Genomic DNA, 16,511 nt, shown 5'->3' on the forward strand with positions numbered 1-16,511 from the left:
TCCCGGCGTCCACCACCGTAGAACCCGAAGATACCCCACCCCCGTACCGAAGGGACATCGTGATGACGACGGACACCGGCCGCCCGCGAACGATCGCCTGGCGGCACTTCCTGCGCCACTACTTGGAGATGATCGCGGCGATGGTCGTCGGGATGGCCGTTCTCGGCATCGCCGTCCGCGGCCTCCTCACCCTCGCCGACCTGGAGTTCCCCGGGGGCGCCGAGTGGTCCTCGCTGGAGATGGCCGCCGAGATGTCGGCCGGGATGGTCATCTGGATGCGCTATCGCGGGCACGGCTGGGCGAGCTCCCTGGAGATGACGGGCGCCATGGTCGCGCCGCTCGCCGTCCTGTTCCCGCTGCTGTGGCTGGGCGCGATCCCGGGTGACTCACTGATGCTCCTGGAGCATCTCGTGATGCTGCCCGCGATGTTCCTGATCATGCTGCGCCGCCGCGCCGAGTACGGGAGCGCCCGTCATGTCTGACACCGTCACCGCCGGACGGCGCCTCCGGCCGGCCGTCACCACCGCCGCCCGGCGCTTCTGGCCCGCCGCCCTCGCGGCCGCGATGGCCGTCCCGAACCTGGGCGGGGGCGGGACGGAGCAGGTCACGTCCCTGGCGCGGGCGCTCTGCCTGCTGCCCCTGCTGTACCTGGTGGTCGAGACGTTCCAGTGGCGGCGGGGGTCATGGGCGGTGCTCGCCGTCCTGATCGCGTCCTTCACCGTCCTGGAGGCGGTGGACGTGGCCGACCCCGCGGCGGTCGCGGCGGCCGTGGCGCTGGCCGTCCTGGTGTGGGGCGCCGTGAAGGGACGCATGTTCCGGTCGAAGCCTCTCCAGGCCCAGGCGCTGGGCATGATCGGGTTCGGCGCGGTGGCGCTGATCGGCCTGGTCATCGACACGGACGCGGGACGCTACATCGTGGCGGCCGGCTGGTTCGCGCACGGCCTCTGGGACCTCGTCCACCTCAAGCTCGACAAGGTCGTGCTCCGCTCGTACGCCCAATGGTGCGCCGTGGTGGACGTCCTCATCGCCGCCGGCCTGGTCTTCCTCCCTTGACCCTCCCCACCGCGCCCGACCCAATCACCGCGCCGATCACGCCGGTTCCGGCCGTGATCGGCGCGGCCGTGCGTTGCGACCGCCGTGCGCTGCGGGGCGTCACCATCTGTCGGCGGAGTACGGCCTGAGCCACAGGACGACCTGCAGCGTGACCGCCTTGAACCAGGCCTGGTACATGCGCTCGACGTCCGCTTCGCCGTGGCCCTTCTTAGCGAGGAACGGACGCATCGTCGCCGTGATCGGGTAGATGAAGGCCACCATGTGGCGCAGCGGAATGTGGGGCACGGACGGGGCGCCGTCGGTCTGGTTCTTCTTGTCGTAGGTGTGCCGCAGGCCGATCTCGTGGGCGTAGGAGAGCCATTCCTCGTCGTGCGGGCGGCGGCAGGTGTCCATGATCCACTGGCCGAACCGTCCGCGGACGCGCGCCAGGTAGTCCCCCAGGACCGCGCCGTCGGGCGTGGCGAAGTAGGCGACGAGGTGCGGGTGGGAGGCGACGAACCCGTACCAGACGTCCAGGACGTCCTCGACCTGGTCCTCCAGGACGTCCCCCGCCATGCGCAGGGCCTCCGCGTCCTCGGCGGTGAACAGGACGCTCGCCTCCAGCTGGGCCAGCTCGTCCATCGAGACCGGGCTGGGCGGTGTCGAGCCATAGGTGTATCCGGCCGGGACCTGCGTGGTCATGGGTGCCGCCTCTCCATTAATAGGACTCCTATGTGTTTATAGAGAGGAGTCCTATAGGATGTCAAGCATGGATCGACCGCCGAACAGCGAAGAAGTCGCAGAGAAGACGGTCGACGCTCTCGAACGGCTGACCGTTGCCTACCGGTCCTTCAGCCAGCAGGTGGCGAGCGCCCGGCGGCTCAGCCCGTTGCAGTCGCAGCTGCTCACGGTGCTCGCGGCCGGGCCGCCGCCGGCCGCGCACATCGACGCGCTGCACCGCGAACTGCAGGTCGCGCAGCCCACGGTCAGTGACGCGGTGACCGCGCTGATCTCGAAGGGGCTGGTGACGCGACGTCCCGATCCGGCCGACCGGCGCAGGCAGCGGCTGTCCCTGACCCCGGCGGGCCTGGAGGCCGCGGACGGCATCGCCGGCCGGCGCGGGGAACTGGTCTCCGCCGTCGGCGCACTACCGGACGGCGCGGGCGAGACGGTCCTGAACTCGCTCCTGCTCCTCATCGCGCACCTGCACCGCGAAGGCGTCATCACCGTGGCCCGCACCTGCCTGACCTGCCGATTCCATGAGACGCCCGACGGGCACCACCATTGCGCGCTGCTGAACCTGCGGCTCGACGCCGGCGATCTGCGGGTCAATTGCCCCGAACACCAGCCCGACACGACTCTCCTGGCCGACCCGGCGCCCGGCTGACGACCATTCGGATCGCGGACCACGGCTGCCTCACCCGGCCATGGAACGCCTACCCGATCGGGGCACGCCATTAGGCAGATATCGCCTATTGATCGCCTGATGCTCGGGAGACTTTGACGATTATTTCGCGGCGGTGCGCTGGTTCGGTCGCTGGCCTGCGCCGGTTTGTCCCGTGCTAATCCGCGCTCGCAAGCGAAGTCTTGCCGCCTATCGGACGGAGGGTTAACGTTCAACTACCCAAATAGGAAAATTTCCTATTGATAAGGACCCCCCGCCATGAAGTCAGCACGTCGCAAGGTCGCCGCGGTCGCCGCAGGCGTCGGAATCGCCCCCCTCATCACCGTGGTCCTGCCCGCCACCTCGGCGTACGCCCACGGCTACGTCTCGTCGCCGTCGAGCCGGCAGGCCCAATGCGCGCAGCGGATCGTCCAGTGCGGTCAGATCCAGTGGGAGCCGCAGAGCGTCGAAGGGCCGAAGGGCCTGCAGAGTTGCAGCGGCGGAAACGCCCGCTTCTCCGATCTCGACGACGACAGCAAGCCGTGGCGCCCCAGCACGGTCGGCAACACGGTGACCTTCAACTGGACGTTCACCGCCCGGCACAGCACCAGGGACTACGAGTACTTCATCAACGGCAAGAGCCTCGGGAAGTACGATGCCCGCGCCTCGTCCCACACGGTCAATCTCGGTAGAGTGACCGGCCGGCAGAAGGTCCTCGCGGTCTGGAACATCGCCGACACCGGCAATGCCTTCTACGCCTGTGTCGACCTGCAGGTGCAGTGACATCCGCCTGATTCACATCCGCCTGATTAACATCCGCAGCGCGGACCCACGAACGACCCGCAGGGGCCATAGCCTCCGGATTATGGCCGGGTGACATTGGGCACAGGGCCTCGGCGTGGGGGACCATCGCTATGGGTGACAACTCCGCTCCACCGCGTTCGATCACCCGCGTACGGCGGTCGCCGGCGGGGCGGAGGCAGTCGCGGTCACCCGTCGTGACCGGCGCGTTCCCTCCAGGCGCGCACCGGGAACTCCACCCCCAGCGCGACAGGAACGCCGCTATGCCATCCGACCCTTCGTACCGCCCATCCGCCGATCCGCGCGACCATTTCGACGGGCCTGATCATTTCGGCGACCCCGGCCATTTCGGCGTCCCCGGCCATTTCGGCGTCCCCGGCCGTTTCGAGGGCCCTGACGATTTCGCGGGCAGCGGCTATTTCGACGGCCATGACCAGGAGCTGGCGGAGATCAGGCACGAATTCAACAGCTCCCACGCGGGCGGGTGGGGGATCGTCTACGACCGGCGAACCCAGCGGTGGACGGCCGTCCGGAGCATGGACGGCCGCATCCGCATCGTCCACGCGGGCTGCGCCGACGAGCTGCGCGAACGGATCATTTCCGGCCAGTGGGCATTGGAGGCGGGCCCGGCGGCCGCCGACGGCGTCCGGACGGGCTCGAAAGCCCACTGGCGCGCGGCCAGCTCAGGTCTACGCAGGCGGACGCGGTAGACCGATCGGATTGGGGAAAGGCATCTCCCTGCCGTCCACTACCGCGCGGGTGAATGGCGCGAGCATTCGGTGGAGGCTCCCGGGGTCGTTCAGTGCCCGGTAAGGCGGCACGGCCAGCGCGTCCGTGCGGCGTTCGATGTCCGCTCTCAGGGACCGGCCCGCTTCGGTCGCGCCTTCGCCGTCCACGAGCCCGCGGGCGGCGAGCGCCTCGGCTGCCTCGTCCCATTCCTCGCGCGACCATCCGCGGCTTTGCAGCAGCAATTCCACGGGGACGTTGCCCACGGCGGAGGCCAGGACATTCGCCTCCAGACCGTTCAGGCCTTCGGCCGTCAGGACGGCGACGTGCCCGTCGCCGCGGTGCTCCCGCAGCGTCGTCGCCAGCTGCCACAGCGCCGCGACGGGATCGTCCGGCAGGGTCAGGTCGCGGTTGGCCGCGAACAGCGTCCGCCCGGCGGCGTCGGCCGCCTCGACGGCCGTGCGCAGCCGCGGCACCGCCTCGGCCGCCACCTCGTCGAATCCCTGCGCCAGCCGCCGGAGCGCCTTCGCGGCGGTCGCCTCCCGCATGCGCAGGATGTTTTCGGGGGAGGCGAACGTCCAAGCGTCCGGCACCGCTCGCCGCACCCGGCCAGGGTGGAAACCGTAGAAGGTCGCCTCGATCACACCGGAAGGCGCGGGGCCCAGCGGGGCGCCGCGGCTCCCGAAGTAGCCCATCCAGAATCCTTTGAGGCCGACGTCCTTGTTCCCGTCGATGCACTCGGGCGAAAAGTACGTCACCGAGTGGAGCGGTTCGAGAACGACCCAGAAATCCCGCGCGATGGACATATTCACCCTGATTCCCATTCCCAGCTATGACCAATCCGGCCCCGTGGCGCGAGGCGCCGCGCCACGGAGCCGCGCCACGGGGCCGTGCCAGACGCTAGGCGAACGCGGGCATCAGGTGCTCGTGGATCAGGCGGAGCTGGCCGTCCACGTCGGGGACGCCGGTGAGGTCCCGCCCGGTGAAGGTCTTCACCAGCGCCGGATCGGTGATCGCGCAGATCATGTGGTTGACGCCCGCCGGGGCGATGTCGCTCTCGATCTTGGCGCGGACCTCGTCCGGGGTGCCCGCCAGGGACAGCCGCTCGGTGATCTCCGGGGTGGTCTTCTCGATGCCGCCGGCCAGGTCGCCCGCGCCGATCGCCTCGATGATCGGGGCCATCTCCGCCGGGTCGACGCCGTTGCGCTCCAGCTGCTCGGGCGGCATCGCCGACGCGTACAGGCCGACCATGCTGCGCGCCGCCTCCTTGGCCGCGGCCGAGTCGGGGCCGACGGCGAACACCACCCAGGCGCCGATGTCGAGCGTCCGCCAGTCCTTGCCCGCGCGCTCGGCGCCCACCTTGACGTGCTCGACCGCGTACTCGTACGCGCCGCGGGAGTAGCTCAGCGCGTGGTGCACGCCGTCCGACAGCTCGCCGGCCGCCTCGAACGACTTCGGCCCGCGCATCGCGCCGATCTTGACCGGCACGTGCTTCTGGACGGGACGCGCGAACGTGAACAGCCCGTCGTAGGAGTAGAACTCGCCGTCGCGGGTGATGGCGCCCTCGTCCAGCAGGGTCCGGACGACCGCGACGGCCTCCTTCACCCGCGTGAGCGGCTTGGTGGTCGCCCAGTCGATCTTGTACTGGGCGAGCACCCCGAAGTTGCCGCTGCCGAGGACGACCTCGGCGCGGCCGCCGGTCAGCTCGTCCAGCGTCGCGGCGGCCTGCGCGATCAGCGACGGCTCGCGCAGCGTCACCGCCGACACCGACGGGCCGAGCCGGATCTGCGAGGTGCCCGCCGCGGCCGCCGCGAACAGCAGCCACAGGTCCTTGTGCCACGGCTCGTCGGCCGCGTACACCGCGTGGAAGCCGAGCTCGTCGGCGAGCCTGATGGAGGCCAGCGACTCGGAGAGGGGGTAGTCGGGAAGCATGGCGTAGCTGAACTTCACGAGGAAACGTCTCCTTGTGGTGCGCGCCTTAGCGCACGGTTCGGGGGCTGTGGGAGATCGTAGGTGCTGCCGTGTGCCCAAAGGGTCACTTCCCGTGCACATCCCCCAAAATCGAGCCGTTACGGCTCAACAGCCGCCTTACGCGCCAGGACGAGCCGGTAGCGCGGGCTGCCGTCGTCGCGTTGGCCCAGCGCCGCCAGCGGAATGGTCGTCACGCTGAATCCGGCTGCCGCCAGGTCATCGCGGACGGCGTGCAACGGGCACGTGCGGTAGTACATGACGAACCGCGGACGCCACACGGCATTGCGCGCACGCATGGCCAGGTCGAAGGCGAGCAGCGCCCAATACCAGCCCGAGACGATGGGCGGCGGCCCGCCGATCGGGAAGGCGAACAGCCCGCCGGGCCGCAGCGCGCGGTGCACCCCGGCGAACAGCGCGGGCCGTTCGGCGGGCAGGAAGTGCCCGAGCGCCCCGAAGGTGACCGCGAGATCGAAGCCCGCGGCGAAGGGCAAGGCACGGACGTCGGCCCGCACCCACCCGGCGTCCGGATGCGCGTCGCGCGCTTGGCCGCGCGCTTGGCCGCGCGCTTGGCCGCGCGCTTGGCCGCGCGCTTGGCCGCGCGCTTGGCCGCGCGCTTGGCCGCGCGCCTGGTCGCGCGCTTGAGCGAGCATGCCGGCGCTGAAGTCGACGCCGGTGATGCCGTCCTGGCACAGGGCCCCGAGGACCCGCATCCCCGCGCCGGTGCCGCAGCACACGTCCAGCCCTTGTCCGAACGGCCCGAGCGGACGCAGCGCGTCGAGCGTCGCATCGAGAATGCCGTCCGGGGTGCGGAACGGCGTGTGGTCGAACTTCGGTGCGAGCAGGTCGTAGCCGCGCTCGACCGAGGACATCGCCTGGATCGCCAGTTCACGCAAAGACGGACCTTGAGCCGAGAACACCGCCCAAGGCTACTTCCAGCCCACCGGGAGCCTGACCGGCCCGGTCCTGGCAGAACGGCCGGTGGTCGCCGTCCCGCGTATTCTGGGACGACGTGCGACCGCGCGAACGGTGGCCGGAACCAGGGGTGACCGCAGACGGTGACAGGGAGCAGGGACGTGGGGACCAATGGCGGGGCGCGTCCCGGGCGCAGGCCCACCCTCCTCGACGTCGGGCGCCTGGCGGGGACGTCGACGGCCGTCGTCAGCTATGTCCTCAACGGTGGTCCCCGTCCTGTCTCCGCCAAGACGCGGGTCAAGGTCGAGGAAGCGATCCAGATGCTCGGCTACCGGCGCAATCCGCTCGCCGGCGCGTTGAGCGGTGGCCGGTCCAACCTCATCGGCCTGCTGGTTCCCGACACGGCGAACGCCTTCTTCGGCGAGCTCTCGCGCCACATCGAGGCGGAGGGGCGCCGCCGGGGCATGCTGACGCTGCTCGGCAACATCGGCTACGAGTCGTCCCTGGGCGACGAATACAGCGAGGCCTTCGCTGAGCTGCGCCCGCGCGGGATCTTCGTGACGACCGGCGAGGAGCCGCCGCCGGAGGACGAGACCCCCCGCGTCTACCTGCAGTGGGCCGCCCCCGACACCGCCTCGCCGAGCGTGGTCTTCAACGACCTGGAGGGCGCGGAACTCGCCGTCGAGCACCTGCTCTGGCACGGCTACGAGGACATCGTCTGCGTGGCGGGCGGCATCGAGGGGGGACCGGCGGAAGGCCGGGAGGGCGGCTGGCGCCGGGCGATGGAGCGCGCGGGACTGCCCACGGACGGCGGGCTCGTCCGGGTCTCCTTCGACAGGGTCGAGGCGGAGCGGACGGTGCGGCCGGTCCTGGAGCGCGCGAACCGTCCCCGCGCGATCTACGCCACGACGGACGAGCAGGCGTTCGTGACGATCCGCGCGGCGACGAGCCTGGGCCTGCGCGTGCCCGACGACCTCGCGGTCGTGGGCTTCGACGGCGTCCGCGAGGCGCGGCTCGGGAGCTTTCCGCTGACCACCGTCAGCCTTCCGCTGGAGGACCTCGCGGCACGCGCCTTCGACGTCCTGGAGGAGACCTTCTACGGGGACGGGGGGCCGGTGCCGTCCGTGGTCCTGGACGGCACGCTCAGCATCGGCGTGACCTGCGGCTGCTGATCGCGCCCCGTTTCCGCTCCGCCGCGTGAGGCCGCTCCGCGTGAGGCCGCCCCGCGGCGTGGGGCCGCTCCGCGTGGGGCCGCTCCGCGTGGGGCCGCTCCGCGGCGTGAGGCCGCTTCGCATGGGGCCGCCCCGCCGCGCGAGCACACGGCGGGGCGGGGTCCCGCGGCAGGGCCTTTACCGCGGGGGCTCGTGCTCGTCCGACCCGTAGGTCGGGCTCAACGACAGGGCGCTGAACCGGAACGGGCGGTCGACGCGGTTGAAGCCGAGCGGGCAGTGCCGGACGCCGGCCGGGAGGTACACGGCGCCGCTCGTCGTGATCGTGTGACGGACGCCTTCGATGTCGAGGTAGATCTCCGCGCCGAGGTCGTCCACGTCGTCCGGATCGTTGCCGTGCCAGATCAGGACCTCGTCGTAGTCGTGCTCGTGCTCCTTGACCCACTGCACGGGGTCGTCGCACTTCCCGATCCACGTGTAGGTCAGGTGGATCTTGCTCTGCGGGACCTCCTTCGCCCGCATCAGGGCGAGCGCCGCGCCCACGTTGTCCGGTTCGACGACACCGGCGGCGGCGCCCTCGTTGACGAGGTCGTCGAGGCAGTTCTGCATCTTCCTGACGAACAGGTGCTCGTACGGACTGGTCATCGTCCCTCTTCTTTCCTCTGGTTCGCCTCTGGTTCGCCTCTGGTTCGCGCCCGGGCGGCCTGCGCCGAGAGTAGCAGCGTTCTAATCGATTAGACATCGGCGAGACGGTGCCGCCAAGGGATTGTCGCGCACCTCTTCCCCCAGGCCAGATGCCGACGTACTCTGTGGCGAAGCTCGTCCGGGTTCAGGTAACGGGGAACCTGATCTAACGGATTAGATCTCGGAACAGGAGTGACCCGGTGATGCGCAGACCCCCACGCTTCGGATCCGTCCCCGTGTCAGGCACGCCCGCCGGAAATCCTCCGGTCAGGCCGCGCGCCGGACGTCCGCCGGTCAGGCTGCTCGCCGCCGCGACCGGCGTCGCTCTCACCGCGGCGACGCTCGCGGGCTGCGCCCCTCCGGACCGGGCGGGCGGCGGCAGCAGCGGCACGCTCCGCATCGCCGCCTCCACCGACGCGGGCGAGAGCCTGAACCCCTACGCGAGCAACCAGAGCCCCACCCAGGAACTCCGGAGCGCCCTGCTCTACGAGGGCCTCACCCACCTGAGCCCCACGGGGAGGCTCGAATGGCGCCTCGCCACCGAGATGACGCCGAACGCCGACCTCACCGTGTGGACGATCAAGCTCCGCCCCGGCGTCACGTTCTCCGACGGGAGCGACTTCACCTCCGCCGACGTCGTGGCGAGCATCAAGTACCTGCGCGACCCCGAGCACGCCGTTCAGGGGCTGGCGCTGATCGAGATGATCGACCCGGACGAGGTCGAGGCGGTGGACCGGCTGACCGTCCGGGTCGGCCTGAGCAGGCCCTTCGGCCCGTTCAAGGACGTCTGGGCGAACGTGTTCCTCCCCATGACCAAGGCGGGCACCGCGCCCGCGAAGCCGATCGGCACCGGCCCGTTCGCCGTCAGGAGCTTCACCGCCGGACGGCAGTCCAGCCTGAAGCGGTTCGACGGCTACTGGGGCGCCAAGCCCAAGCTCGAAGCGGTCGAGATCATCGAGTACCAGAGCCAGCAGGCGCAGGCGAACGCGCTGCTCTCCGACCAGGTCGACGTGGCCTCGGGCGCGACCCCCGCCATCGCGAAGTCGCTCGGGGGCAAGGACGGCGTCGAGCTGCTCGACAGCAAGGGCGATTTCACGCTGCGGATCGGCCTCAACACGACCGTGGCGCCATTCGACGACGTGCGCGTGCGGCAGGCGCTGCGCCTTCTCATCGATCGGCGGGAAGTGGTGTCCAACGCCTTCGGCGGATACGCGCGGGTGGCGAGCGACCATGAGGCGGGGACGCCGCAATGCCCGGCGCCGGACGTTCCTCAGCGCCAACAGGACATCGGGCAGGCGAAGAAACTCCTCGCCGAGGCCGGTCAGAGCGACCTGTCGTTCTCGATCGCGACCGACGGGCTTCTGCCCGGCATGCAGGAAATGGCCCAGGTGTTCTCGGAGAACGCCGCGAAGGCGGGAGTGAAGGTCGACGTCAACGTCATCACGCCGCAGGAGTTCCTGTCGAAATGGGGCAAGTGGCCGGTGTACGTCGACTTCAACACGCTGCCCTACCTGCCGTACGTGATCACGTCGCTGCTGCCCCGGCGCGTCGCGAACGCCACGCACTGGGACGACCGCGAATTCGGCAGGCTCGCCGAAGAACTGTTCGCGGCGCCTGAATCGCGGCAGTGCCCGATCATGAACCGGATGCACAAGATCGAGTACGAGCAGGGGCCGATGATAACGCCCGCGTTCGTCAACGTTCTGCTGCCCTATCGCAGCAGGGTCCGGGGGCTGGTGACGGACGTGAGCGGCCGCCCCCTCTCCTTCCTGTCGAACGTGACAGTCGGAAAGTGACGTAGGCCGTCATGTCGAAACCGGCGGCGCTGATGCGCATTTCCCATCGCGGTTCACCATCGACTCCGAATGGCGCGACGGTCCCTTGGCTGGTACGCCGTCTCCTTGCGGGCGTGCTCATTCTCTTCCTGGTCTCGGTGCTGCTGTTCCTCGTGACGCAGGCGCTGCCGGGAGACGTGGCGCGGATCATCCTCGGCAAGGACGCGACCGCCGACCAGGTGGCCCGCCTTCGGCAGCAGCTCGGGCTCGACCGGCCGCTCGTCGCCCAGTACTGGCAATGGCTCACCGGCGTCCTCACCGGGCAGATGGGGACGTCTCTCGAAAACGGCGAGCCCGTGGCGGACATCGTCGGCCCGAGAATGTTCAACTCGTACACGCTGGGCTTCGTCTCGATGGCCCTCATCATCCCGCTGGCGGTGCTCGTCGGCGTCTTCACCGCTCACAAGCGCGACGGCGTGCTGGACAAGGCGTTCGTCGCGGCCTCTTCGCTTTTCACCGCGCTCCCCGCCTTCGTCGTGGGAATGCTGCTCATCGCGTTCTTCGCCACGTCCGTTCTCGGCGTCCTCCCGGGAGTCTCGGACATTCCGCCCGGGGACATGCCCTGGTGGTATCCGGCGAAGCTCGTCCTTCCGGTCGCCTCCCTCACGCTCCTGGGCGTCATGTATCTCGGACGCCTGGTCCGCGCCTCCTTCATCGACGCGATGAACAGCGACTACGTCCAGACGGCGATATTGAAGGGGCTCAGCGGACGGCGAATCCTGTTCCGGCACGCCCTTCCCAACGCGGTCGCGGCGAGCCTTCCGGCGGCCGGCCTCGTCGCGGCGATCACCATTACCGGAGTCGTCGTGGTCGAGGAGGTCTACTCCTATCCGGGGCTCGGGACGGCGGTGGTCAACGCCGTGAACTCCCATGACCTGCCCGTCATGCAGGCCTGCATCCTCATACTCGCGACCACCTACTACCTCTTCAACCTTCTCGCTGACGTCCTCGCGGCGATGAGCAGAACGCGATGAAGGAGCGAAATGTGGAAACGAAAGGCGATCTCTCGGTCCTCGGCCGCGCCGTCCGCACCGGGCAGGCCCGGCTGGGCATCGCGCTTCTCACGATCGTCGGACTCGTCATCGTGTTCGGGCACTTTCTCGCGCGCCACGCCCCTGACGCCATTGTCGGGCCGCCTCTGGAAGGTCCGGGCGGGCGGTTCCCGCTGGGCACGGACGTCCTCGGCCGCGACGTCCTGAGCCGCCTGCTCCACGGCGGCCTCAGCCTTTCGTGGATGGCGATCCTCGCGGCCGGTCTCGGCGTTTTCCTCGGCACCCTCGTCGGCCTCACCGCCGCCTACAAAGGGGGAGCCGTCGACGCGTTGCTCATGCGCGCCATGGACGTCCTGCTGAGTTTCCCCGAAATCCTTTTCGTGCTCCTCTTCGTGTCCATGCTCGGCCGGAGCACGCTGCTGACCGCGGTGCTCGTCGGAGTGGCGTTCGTGCCCGGTGTCTCTCGCGTGATGCGCGGAGCGGCCCTTCCGGTGATCGGCAGTGAGTACGTGCTGTGGGCGAAAGCGAACGGCCTGCCGCCGACGCACATCCTCGTCCGCGAAGTGCTGCCAGGCGTGACCTCGCCGCTCATGGTCGAGACCGGTATGCGGCTCGTCTGGGCGGTCTCGGCGATCGCGTCGCTGAGCTATCTCGGGTTCGGCATCGCGCCGCCCGCGGCGGACTGGGGCCTGATGGTCGGCGAGAACCAGGACGGCCTTCCGGTCGCTCCCCTTCCGGTGCTGGCGCCGATCGCGCTGATTCTCATGATGGCGCTCGGCGGAAACCTGATAGCCGAATCCGTCGCCAGAACGGTCGGCCGCACGGAAGGGAGAAACTGACGTGCCGAAAGAGGTGGAGGTCTCGGGCGTCACCGTAACGGTCGACGCCACCGGGAATGACATCGTCCAGGACGTCTCTTTCCAACTCGGCCGCGGCGAGGTCATGGGCGTGGTCGGCGAATCGGGCTCCGGAAAGAGCACTCTCGCGCTCGCCCTGCTGGGATTCGCGCGAAAGGGCACGACCATCACGGGCGGGCGAGTGGTCATCGACGGCGTCGACCTGCTCACCCTCCCGGAAGCGGAACTGCGTCGCGCGCGGGGGAGCAAGGTCGCCCACGTCGCGCAGGACCCGGCGACCGCGCTGAACCCGAGCCTGAGCCTCGCGACCCAGCTCACCGAGGGCCTGCGGGCGCCGAAACGCGAGGCGCTGCCGCGCGTCCGGCGGCTGCTGGAGACCGTGGGGCTGCCGAGCGACCGGGCGTTCCTCAAGCGCCGTCCCCGGCAGCTCTCCGGCGGCCAGCAGCAGCGCGTCGCCATCGCGATGGCGATCGCCGCCGGGCCGCGGCTCATCGTGCTCGACGAGCCGACCACCGGACTCGACGTCTCCACCCAGGCCCGCGTGCTGGAGCTGGTCCGCGACCTCTGCCGCGACCACGACATGGCGGCGATCTACGTCTCCCACGACCTCGCCGTCGTGGCCGACGTCGCCGACCACGTCACCGTCATGTACGGGGGAGAGGTGGTCGAGAGCGGCGGCGACCGGGACGTGCTCGTCCGCGGCGCCCACCCGTACACGCGCGCGCTGCTGGCCGCCGTCCCGTCCGCGACCCATCGGCAGCGGCTCGTCCCGATTCCCGGGCGCGCCCCGAGCAGCGCGGACGAGAGCAGGCAGGGCTGCGTCTTCGCGCCGCGCTGCGAGCACGCAGCGGCCGAATGCGGGACGACCCGTCCCGAACTCGTGCCCGGACCATCGGGGACGCTGACACGCTGCCTGCGCATCGACGAGGTGATCCGCACCCCCCGAATTCCGCGGCTCTCAGCCGAGACACCCGCTGTCTCCGGTGGCGGAAAAGACGTGTTCTCCATTTCCGAGCTGAACGCAGGCTACGGCGGCAGACAGATCTTGTTCGACGTTTCCTTCAGCCTCGCCCGAGGCGAATGCCTGGCCCTTGTCGGTGAGTCGGGCAGCGGCAAGACCACACTTTCGCGCTGCCTCGTCGGTCTGCACGAAGAGCACAAAGGGACTCTCACGTTCGAGGGTCGCCCGATTCCGGCCAGAGCGGCTGAGCGCGGCAAGGAGACCCGCCGCGAATTGCAGTACGTTTTCCAGAATCCGTACAGCTCGCTCAATCCCCATCGCAGTGTGGAGAGCAGCCTGCTCGTCCCGCTGCGGCACTACTTCGGGATGAGCGCGCGCGAGGGCGGAAAGCGGGTGCGGGAGGCGCTCGAACGCGTGGAGATCCCCGCACGGCTCGCCGGTCGCCGCCCGGCGGAACTGTCCGGAGGACAACGCCAGCGCGTCGCGATCGCGCGCGCCCTCGTCTGCGGGCCGAAGCTGCTCATCTGCGACGAGGTGACCTCCGCCCTCGACGTGTCGGTGCAGGCGTCCGTGGTGGAACTGCTGCGCTCGCTCCTCGACGACGGACTGTCGATGATCTTCGTCACGCACAACCTGGCGGTGGTGCGCAGCATCGCGGACAGCGTCGTCGTGCTGAGCGAGGGCCGGGTCGTCGAGTCCGGCACGACCGACCGGGTGCTCACGGCGCCGTCGCACCCCTACACGCGGAGTCTCCTCGCCGCCACCCTTGAGGTACCCGACACGTTCGAGCGCGCACTCTGACGAACGGCGTCCGCCGCCGTCCGGGAAGCAGATGCCGATGGGCCGACGACCGCTCCCGAGTGGGACGCGGTCGCCGAGCCTGCGGGCGGGTTGGTCAGGGCCTGTCGTCCCCGGTGGGGGTGAGTTCCTTGCGGGGGGACGGGGGTTCGGAGGGTTCGGTGGTGGGTGAGGGGGGCGCGGTTTCGTCCATTCCTATTCGGGTGTGCAGGTGGCGGGCCCAGGTCGGTGCCCACCAGTTCGCGTTTCCGGCGAGCTTCATCAGGGCCGGGACGAGGGTCGCACGGACGATGAACGCGTCGATCAGCACGGCGATCCCGAGGCCGAGGCCGAACATCTTCATGAAGGTGACGCCGCTGGTGGCGAAGGCGAAGAAGGTGATGGACAGGACGAGCGCGGCGGCGGTGACGATCCGTCCCGTCTTGGCGAGGCCGGTGACGATCGCGGTGCGGTTGTCGCCGGTGCGGTCGTACTCCTCCTTGATCCGCGCGAGCAGGAAGACCTCGTAGTCCATCGACAGGCCGAACGCGACGGCGAACATGAGCAACGGCATCGCGGTGTCGGTGAGGCCGGTGGCGGTGAATCCGAGGGTGCCGGAGAGGTTGCCGTCCTGGAAGATCCAGACCATGGCGCCGAGCATGGCCGTCAGGTTGAGGGTGTTGAGCGCGATCGCCTTCACCGGGACGAGGAAGCTGCCGAACATCAGGAACAGCAGGACGAGCGTCGCGAGGGCGATCCAGAGCCCGGCCCACGGGGCGACGGAGAAGATCGCGTGCTTGGTGTCGACGAGATCGGCCGTGCTGCCGCCGACGAGGGCCTCGAACGGCGGGTCGAGGGCGCGCAGGTCGTGCACGAGGTCCTGGGCGTCCTGCGACATCGGCATCGCGGTGGGCACGACCTCGAACCACTGACCGGACTCGGCGGCGTAGCGTGCCGACTGCGCCGTGGGGCCGGCGACCTGGCGCCCGTCCGTCCAGGTGCCGCGTGCGGTGACGACCCTGGCGACGTGCTCGACGCGTGATGCGTCCGCGAAGTACGCCTCGGTGGCGGCCGGGTCCGGCGTCCCGTTGATCACGACCGGGTTGGCTTCGGCGGCGAAGCCGAAGTCGCGCTGGACCTGCTCGGTCGCCTGCCGGGCGGCGTCGCCGGACGGCAGCACGCGGGCGTCGGGGTTGCCGAACTGCACGCCGAGGAGCGGGCCGCTGAGAACCAGCAGCAGCGCGAGCACCGCGACGCTGACCAGGCCGGGGCGGCGGAGCACCCGTCGGGCGACGGCAGCCCACCGGCGGGACTCGCTCCCGCCGGCCTGACGCAGGCCCGGCAGCCGCCACGCGTTGACGCGGTGGCCCAGCACCTTCAGCAGCGCGGGGAGGGTGATCACGGCGACGAGCACGGCGACCAGCACCACGCCGACGCCGGCGTAGGCGAACGAGCGCAGGAAGAAGAGCGGGAACAGGACGAGCGCAGTCAGCGCCACGGCCACGGTCACCCCGGAGAACACGACGGTCCGTCCGGCGGACTCCACGGTGCGGACGACGGCCGCGTCGACCCCGTGACCCTTGTCCAGCTCCTCGCGGAACCGGGAGACCATGAGCAGCGAGTAGTCGACGGCCAGCCCGAGGCCCAGCGCCGTGACGAGGTTGATCGAGTACATGGAGACGTCGTTGAACCGGGAGATCGCCCACAGGACGAAGAACGCGCCGAACGTCGCCGCGCCGCCGACGACGAGCGGCAGCAGGGCCGCGACGACGCCGCGGAACACCAGCAGGAGCAGCAGCAGCGTCAGCGGGATGGCGATCATCTCGGCGAGCGCCAGGTCCTCCTCAAGACCGGTGCCGAGGGCCTCGCCGATGGCGGCCTCGCCGCCGATCTTGACGTCGACCGCGCCCCGGTCCCCGGCGAGCTTGTCCCGCACCCGCTGGACGGCCGCGCTCTGGGCCTCGTCCTCGCCGGGGGCGCGGGCGAGCATCAGCGCGGAGCCGCGGTCGCCGGAGCGCAGGGACGGCGGCGACCCGGGCCCCCAATAAGACTGCACTTGGTCGATTCCTTCGACGCGGGTGAGTCCCGCGGTCAGCGCCCGTCCGGCGGCCGCCGCCTCGGGGGAGTCGACGTCGCCGCCGTCCGCGGTGACGACGAGCAGGATGTCGGCGGTTCCGGCGTCGAACTCGTGCTTGAGCGTCTCGGCGGCCCGCGCGGAATCCGACCCCGGATCGTCGAACCCGCCGGACTTCAGGCTCCCGAAGACCCCGCCGCCGAGGATCACGGCCGCCGCGAACGCGACCAGGGAGCCGAAGAGGAGCAGCCTGGCGCGCCGGACGGCGAGCCTCCCGAGTGCGGTGAACATCATGACCTCCTTCACGGCCCGGCCGATCCGGACGCGTCCCGACGA

General features: G+C 70.1%; 16 protein-coding genes. 10 read left to right on the plus strand and 6 right to left on the minus strand.

Translation table 11 applies throughout. From position 1 onward, the window contains the following. The first annotated feature begins 62 nt into the window (after nt 1-62). Both ACH34T_RS32670 and ACH34T_RS32675 read left to right on the plus strand, forming a co-directional pair. Nucleotides 63-482 (plus strand): hypothetical protein, encoded by a 420-nt coding sequence (locus ACH34T_RS32670; RefSeq protein ID WP_396024798.1) that lies wholly within the window; start codon nt 63-65, stop codon nt 480-482. Continuing rightward, complete coding sequence (locus ACH34T_RS32675) at nt 475-1,053, plus strand: hypothetical protein (protein WP_396024799.1); 579 nt, start codon at nt 475-477, stop codon at nt 1,051-1,053. Before ACH34T_RS32670 ends, ACH34T_RS32675 begins: the two co-directional genes overlap by 8 nt. Before the next feature lie 99 nt (nt 1,054-1,152). Here ACH34T_RS32675 and ACH34T_RS32680 read toward each other — a convergent pair whose 3' ends face one another. After that, nucleotides 1,153-1,734 carry a protoglobin domain-containing protein gene (locus ACH34T_RS32680; protein WP_396024800.1) on the minus strand — a complete coding sequence of 194 codons (582 nt, stop codon included), beginning with the start codon at nt 1,732-1,734 and terminating at the stop codon, nt 1,153-1,155. 67 nt (nt 1,735-1,801) lie between these two features. Between ACH34T_RS32680 and ACH34T_RS32685 the strand changes: the two genes are divergently transcribed. From ACH34T_RS32685 to ACH34T_RS32695, 3 genes are all read left to right on the plus strand, one after another. Continuing rightward, the gene (locus tag ACH34T_RS32685; protein WP_396024801.1) at nt 1,802-2,419 is read left to right on the plus strand and encodes a MarR family transcriptional regulator; all 618 of its coding nucleotides are present in this window, start codon (nt 1,802-1,804) and stop codon (nt 2,417-2,419) included. Nucleotides 2,420-2,695: 276 nt separating this feature from the next. Next, on the plus strand, nt 2,696-3,199 hold the full coding sequence (locus ACH34T_RS32690) for a lytic polysaccharide monooxygenase auxiliary activity family 9 protein (RefSeq protein ID WP_396024802.1): 504 nt from the start codon (nt 2,696-2,698) through the stop codon (nt 3,197-3,199). Nucleotides 3,200-3,480: 281 nt separating this feature from the next. Next, entirely contained in the window at nt 3,481-3,927 is a 447-nt protein-coding gene (locus ACH34T_RS32695; RefSeq protein ID WP_396024803.1) for a hypothetical protein, read from the plus strand. Here ACH34T_RS32695 and ACH34T_RS32700 read toward each other — a convergent pair. The 3 genes from ACH34T_RS32700 to ACH34T_RS32710 all read right to left on the minus strand — a co-directional run bounded on the left by ACH34T_RS32700 (nt 3,907) and on the right by ACH34T_RS32710 (nt 6,807). Further along, nucleotides 3,907-4,749 (minus strand): hypothetical protein, encoded by an 843-nt coding sequence (locus tag ACH34T_RS32700; RefSeq protein WP_396024804.1) that lies wholly within the window; start codon nt 4,747-4,749, stop codon nt 3,907-3,909. The genes ACH34T_RS32695 and ACH34T_RS32700 overlap by 21 nt on opposite strands. A gap of 94 nt (nt 4,750-4,843) precedes the next feature. Continuing rightward, entirely contained in the window at nt 4,844-5,893 is a 1,050-nt protein-coding gene (locus ACH34T_RS32705) for an LLM class flavin-dependent oxidoreductase (protein ID WP_396024805.1), read from the minus strand. 119 nt (nt 5,894-6,012) lie between these two features. Next, nucleotides 6,013-6,807: a class I SAM-dependent methyltransferase gene (locus ACH34T_RS32710; RefSeq protein WP_396024806.1), complete on the minus strand. Its 795-nt coding sequence runs from the start codon at nt 6,805-6,807 to the stop codon at nt 6,013-6,015. A 180-nt stretch (nt 6,808-6,987) separates the two neighbouring features. Here ACH34T_RS32710 and ACH34T_RS32715 point away from each other — a divergent pair, with 180 nt between their 5' ends. Further along, nucleotides 6,988-7,998, plus strand: a complete 1,011-nt coding sequence (locus ACH34T_RS32715) for a LacI family DNA-binding transcriptional regulator (RefSeq protein WP_396024807.1) — start codon at nt 6,988-6,990, stop codon at nt 7,996-7,998. A gap of 177 nt (nt 7,999-8,175) precedes the next feature. On the opposite strand, the gene ACH34T_RS32720 is transcribed toward ACH34T_RS32715, so the two are convergent. After that, a complete protein-coding gene (locus ACH34T_RS32720) occupies nt 8,176-8,640 on the minus strand; it encodes a hypothetical protein (protein WP_396024808.1) in 465 nt (154 codons plus the stop codon). Nucleotides 8,641-8,915: 275 nt separating this feature from the next. Here ACH34T_RS32720 and ACH34T_RS32725 point away from each other — a divergent pair, with 275 nt between their 5' ends. The 4 genes from ACH34T_RS32725 to ACH34T_RS32740 are packed head-to-tail and all read left to right on the plus strand — an operon-like array spanning nt 8,916 to nt 14,125. Further along, the gene (locus tag ACH34T_RS32725; RefSeq protein WP_396024809.1) at nt 8,916-10,475 is read left to right on the plus strand and encodes an ABC transporter substrate-binding protein; all 1,560 of its coding nucleotides are present in this window, start codon (nt 8,916-8,918) and stop codon (nt 10,473-10,475) included. 32 nt (nt 10,476-10,507) lie between these two features. Next, a complete protein-coding gene (locus ACH34T_RS32730; protein ID WP_396024867.1) occupies nt 10,508-11,488 on the plus strand; it encodes an ABC transporter permease in 981 nt (326 codons plus the stop codon). An 11-nt stretch (nt 11,489-11,499) separates the two neighbouring features. Beyond that, nucleotides 11,500-12,345: an ABC transporter permease gene (locus ACH34T_RS32735; protein WP_396024810.1), complete on the plus strand. Its 846-nt coding sequence runs from the start codon at nt 11,500-11,502 to the stop codon at nt 12,343-12,345. Nucleotide 12,346: 1 nt separating this feature from the next. Beyond that, a complete protein-coding gene (locus ACH34T_RS32740; protein ID WP_396024811.1) occupies nt 12,347-14,125 on the plus strand; it encodes a dipeptide ABC transporter ATP-binding protein in 1,779 nt (592 codons plus the stop codon). 94 nt (nt 14,126-14,219) lie between these two features. Here the strand turns inward: ACH34T_RS32740 and ACH34T_RS32745 are convergent, their stop codons facing one another. Then, nucleotides 14,220-16,466, minus strand: a complete 2,247-nt coding sequence (locus tag ACH34T_RS32745; RefSeq protein ID WP_396024812.1) for an MMPL family transporter — start codon at nt 16,464-16,466, stop codon at nt 14,220-14,222. Nucleotides 16,467-16,511 lie beyond the last annotated feature (45 nt).

The sequence above is a fragment of the Actinomadura sp. 9N215 genome (assembly GCF_044326345.1).
Taxonomy (GTDB): Bacteria; Actinomycetota; Actinomycetes; order Streptosporangiales; family Streptosporangiaceae; genus Spirillospora.

Bases quoted from the DNA above. Each gene is read 5' to 3' on its own strand.
- ACH34T_RS32670 (WP_396024798.1), top strand. From the start codon at position 63: ATGACGACGGACACCGGCCGCCCGCGAACGATCGCCTGGCGGCACTTC.
- ACH34T_RS32675 (WP_396024799.1), top strand. From the start codon at position 475: ATGTCTGACACCGTCACCGCCGGACGGCGCCTCCGGCCGGCCGTCACC.
- ACH34T_RS32680 (WP_396024800.1), bottom strand. From the start codon at position 1,734: ATGACCACGCAGGTCCCGGCCGGATACACCTATGGCTCGACACCGCCC.
- ACH34T_RS32685 (WP_396024801.1), top strand. From the start codon at position 1,802: ATGGATCGACCGCCGAACAGCGAAGAAGTCGCAGAGAAGACGGTCGAC.
- ACH34T_RS32690 (WP_396024802.1), top strand. From the start codon at position 2,696: ATGAAGTCAGCACGTCGCAAGGTCGCCGCGGTCGCCGCAGGCGTCGGA.
- ACH34T_RS32695 (WP_396024803.1), top strand. From the start codon at position 3,481: ATGCCATCCGACCCTTCGTACCGCCCATCCGCCGATCCGCGCGACCAT.
- ACH34T_RS32700 (WP_396024804.1), bottom strand. From the start codon at position 4,749: ATGTCCATCGCGCGGGATTTCTGGGTCGTTCTCGAACCGCTCCACTCG.
- ACH34T_RS32720 (WP_396024808.1), bottom strand. From the start codon at position 8,640: ATGACCAGTCCGTACGAGCACCTGTTCGTCAGGAAGATGCAGAACTGC.
- ACH34T_RS32730 (WP_396024867.1), top strand. From the start codon at position 10,508: ATGCGCATTTCCCATCGCGGTTCACCATCGACTCCGAATGGCGCGACG.
- ACH34T_RS32745 (WP_396024812.1), bottom strand. From the start codon at position 16,466: ATGTTCACCGCACTCGGGAGGCTCGCCGTCCGGCGCGCCAGGCTGCTC.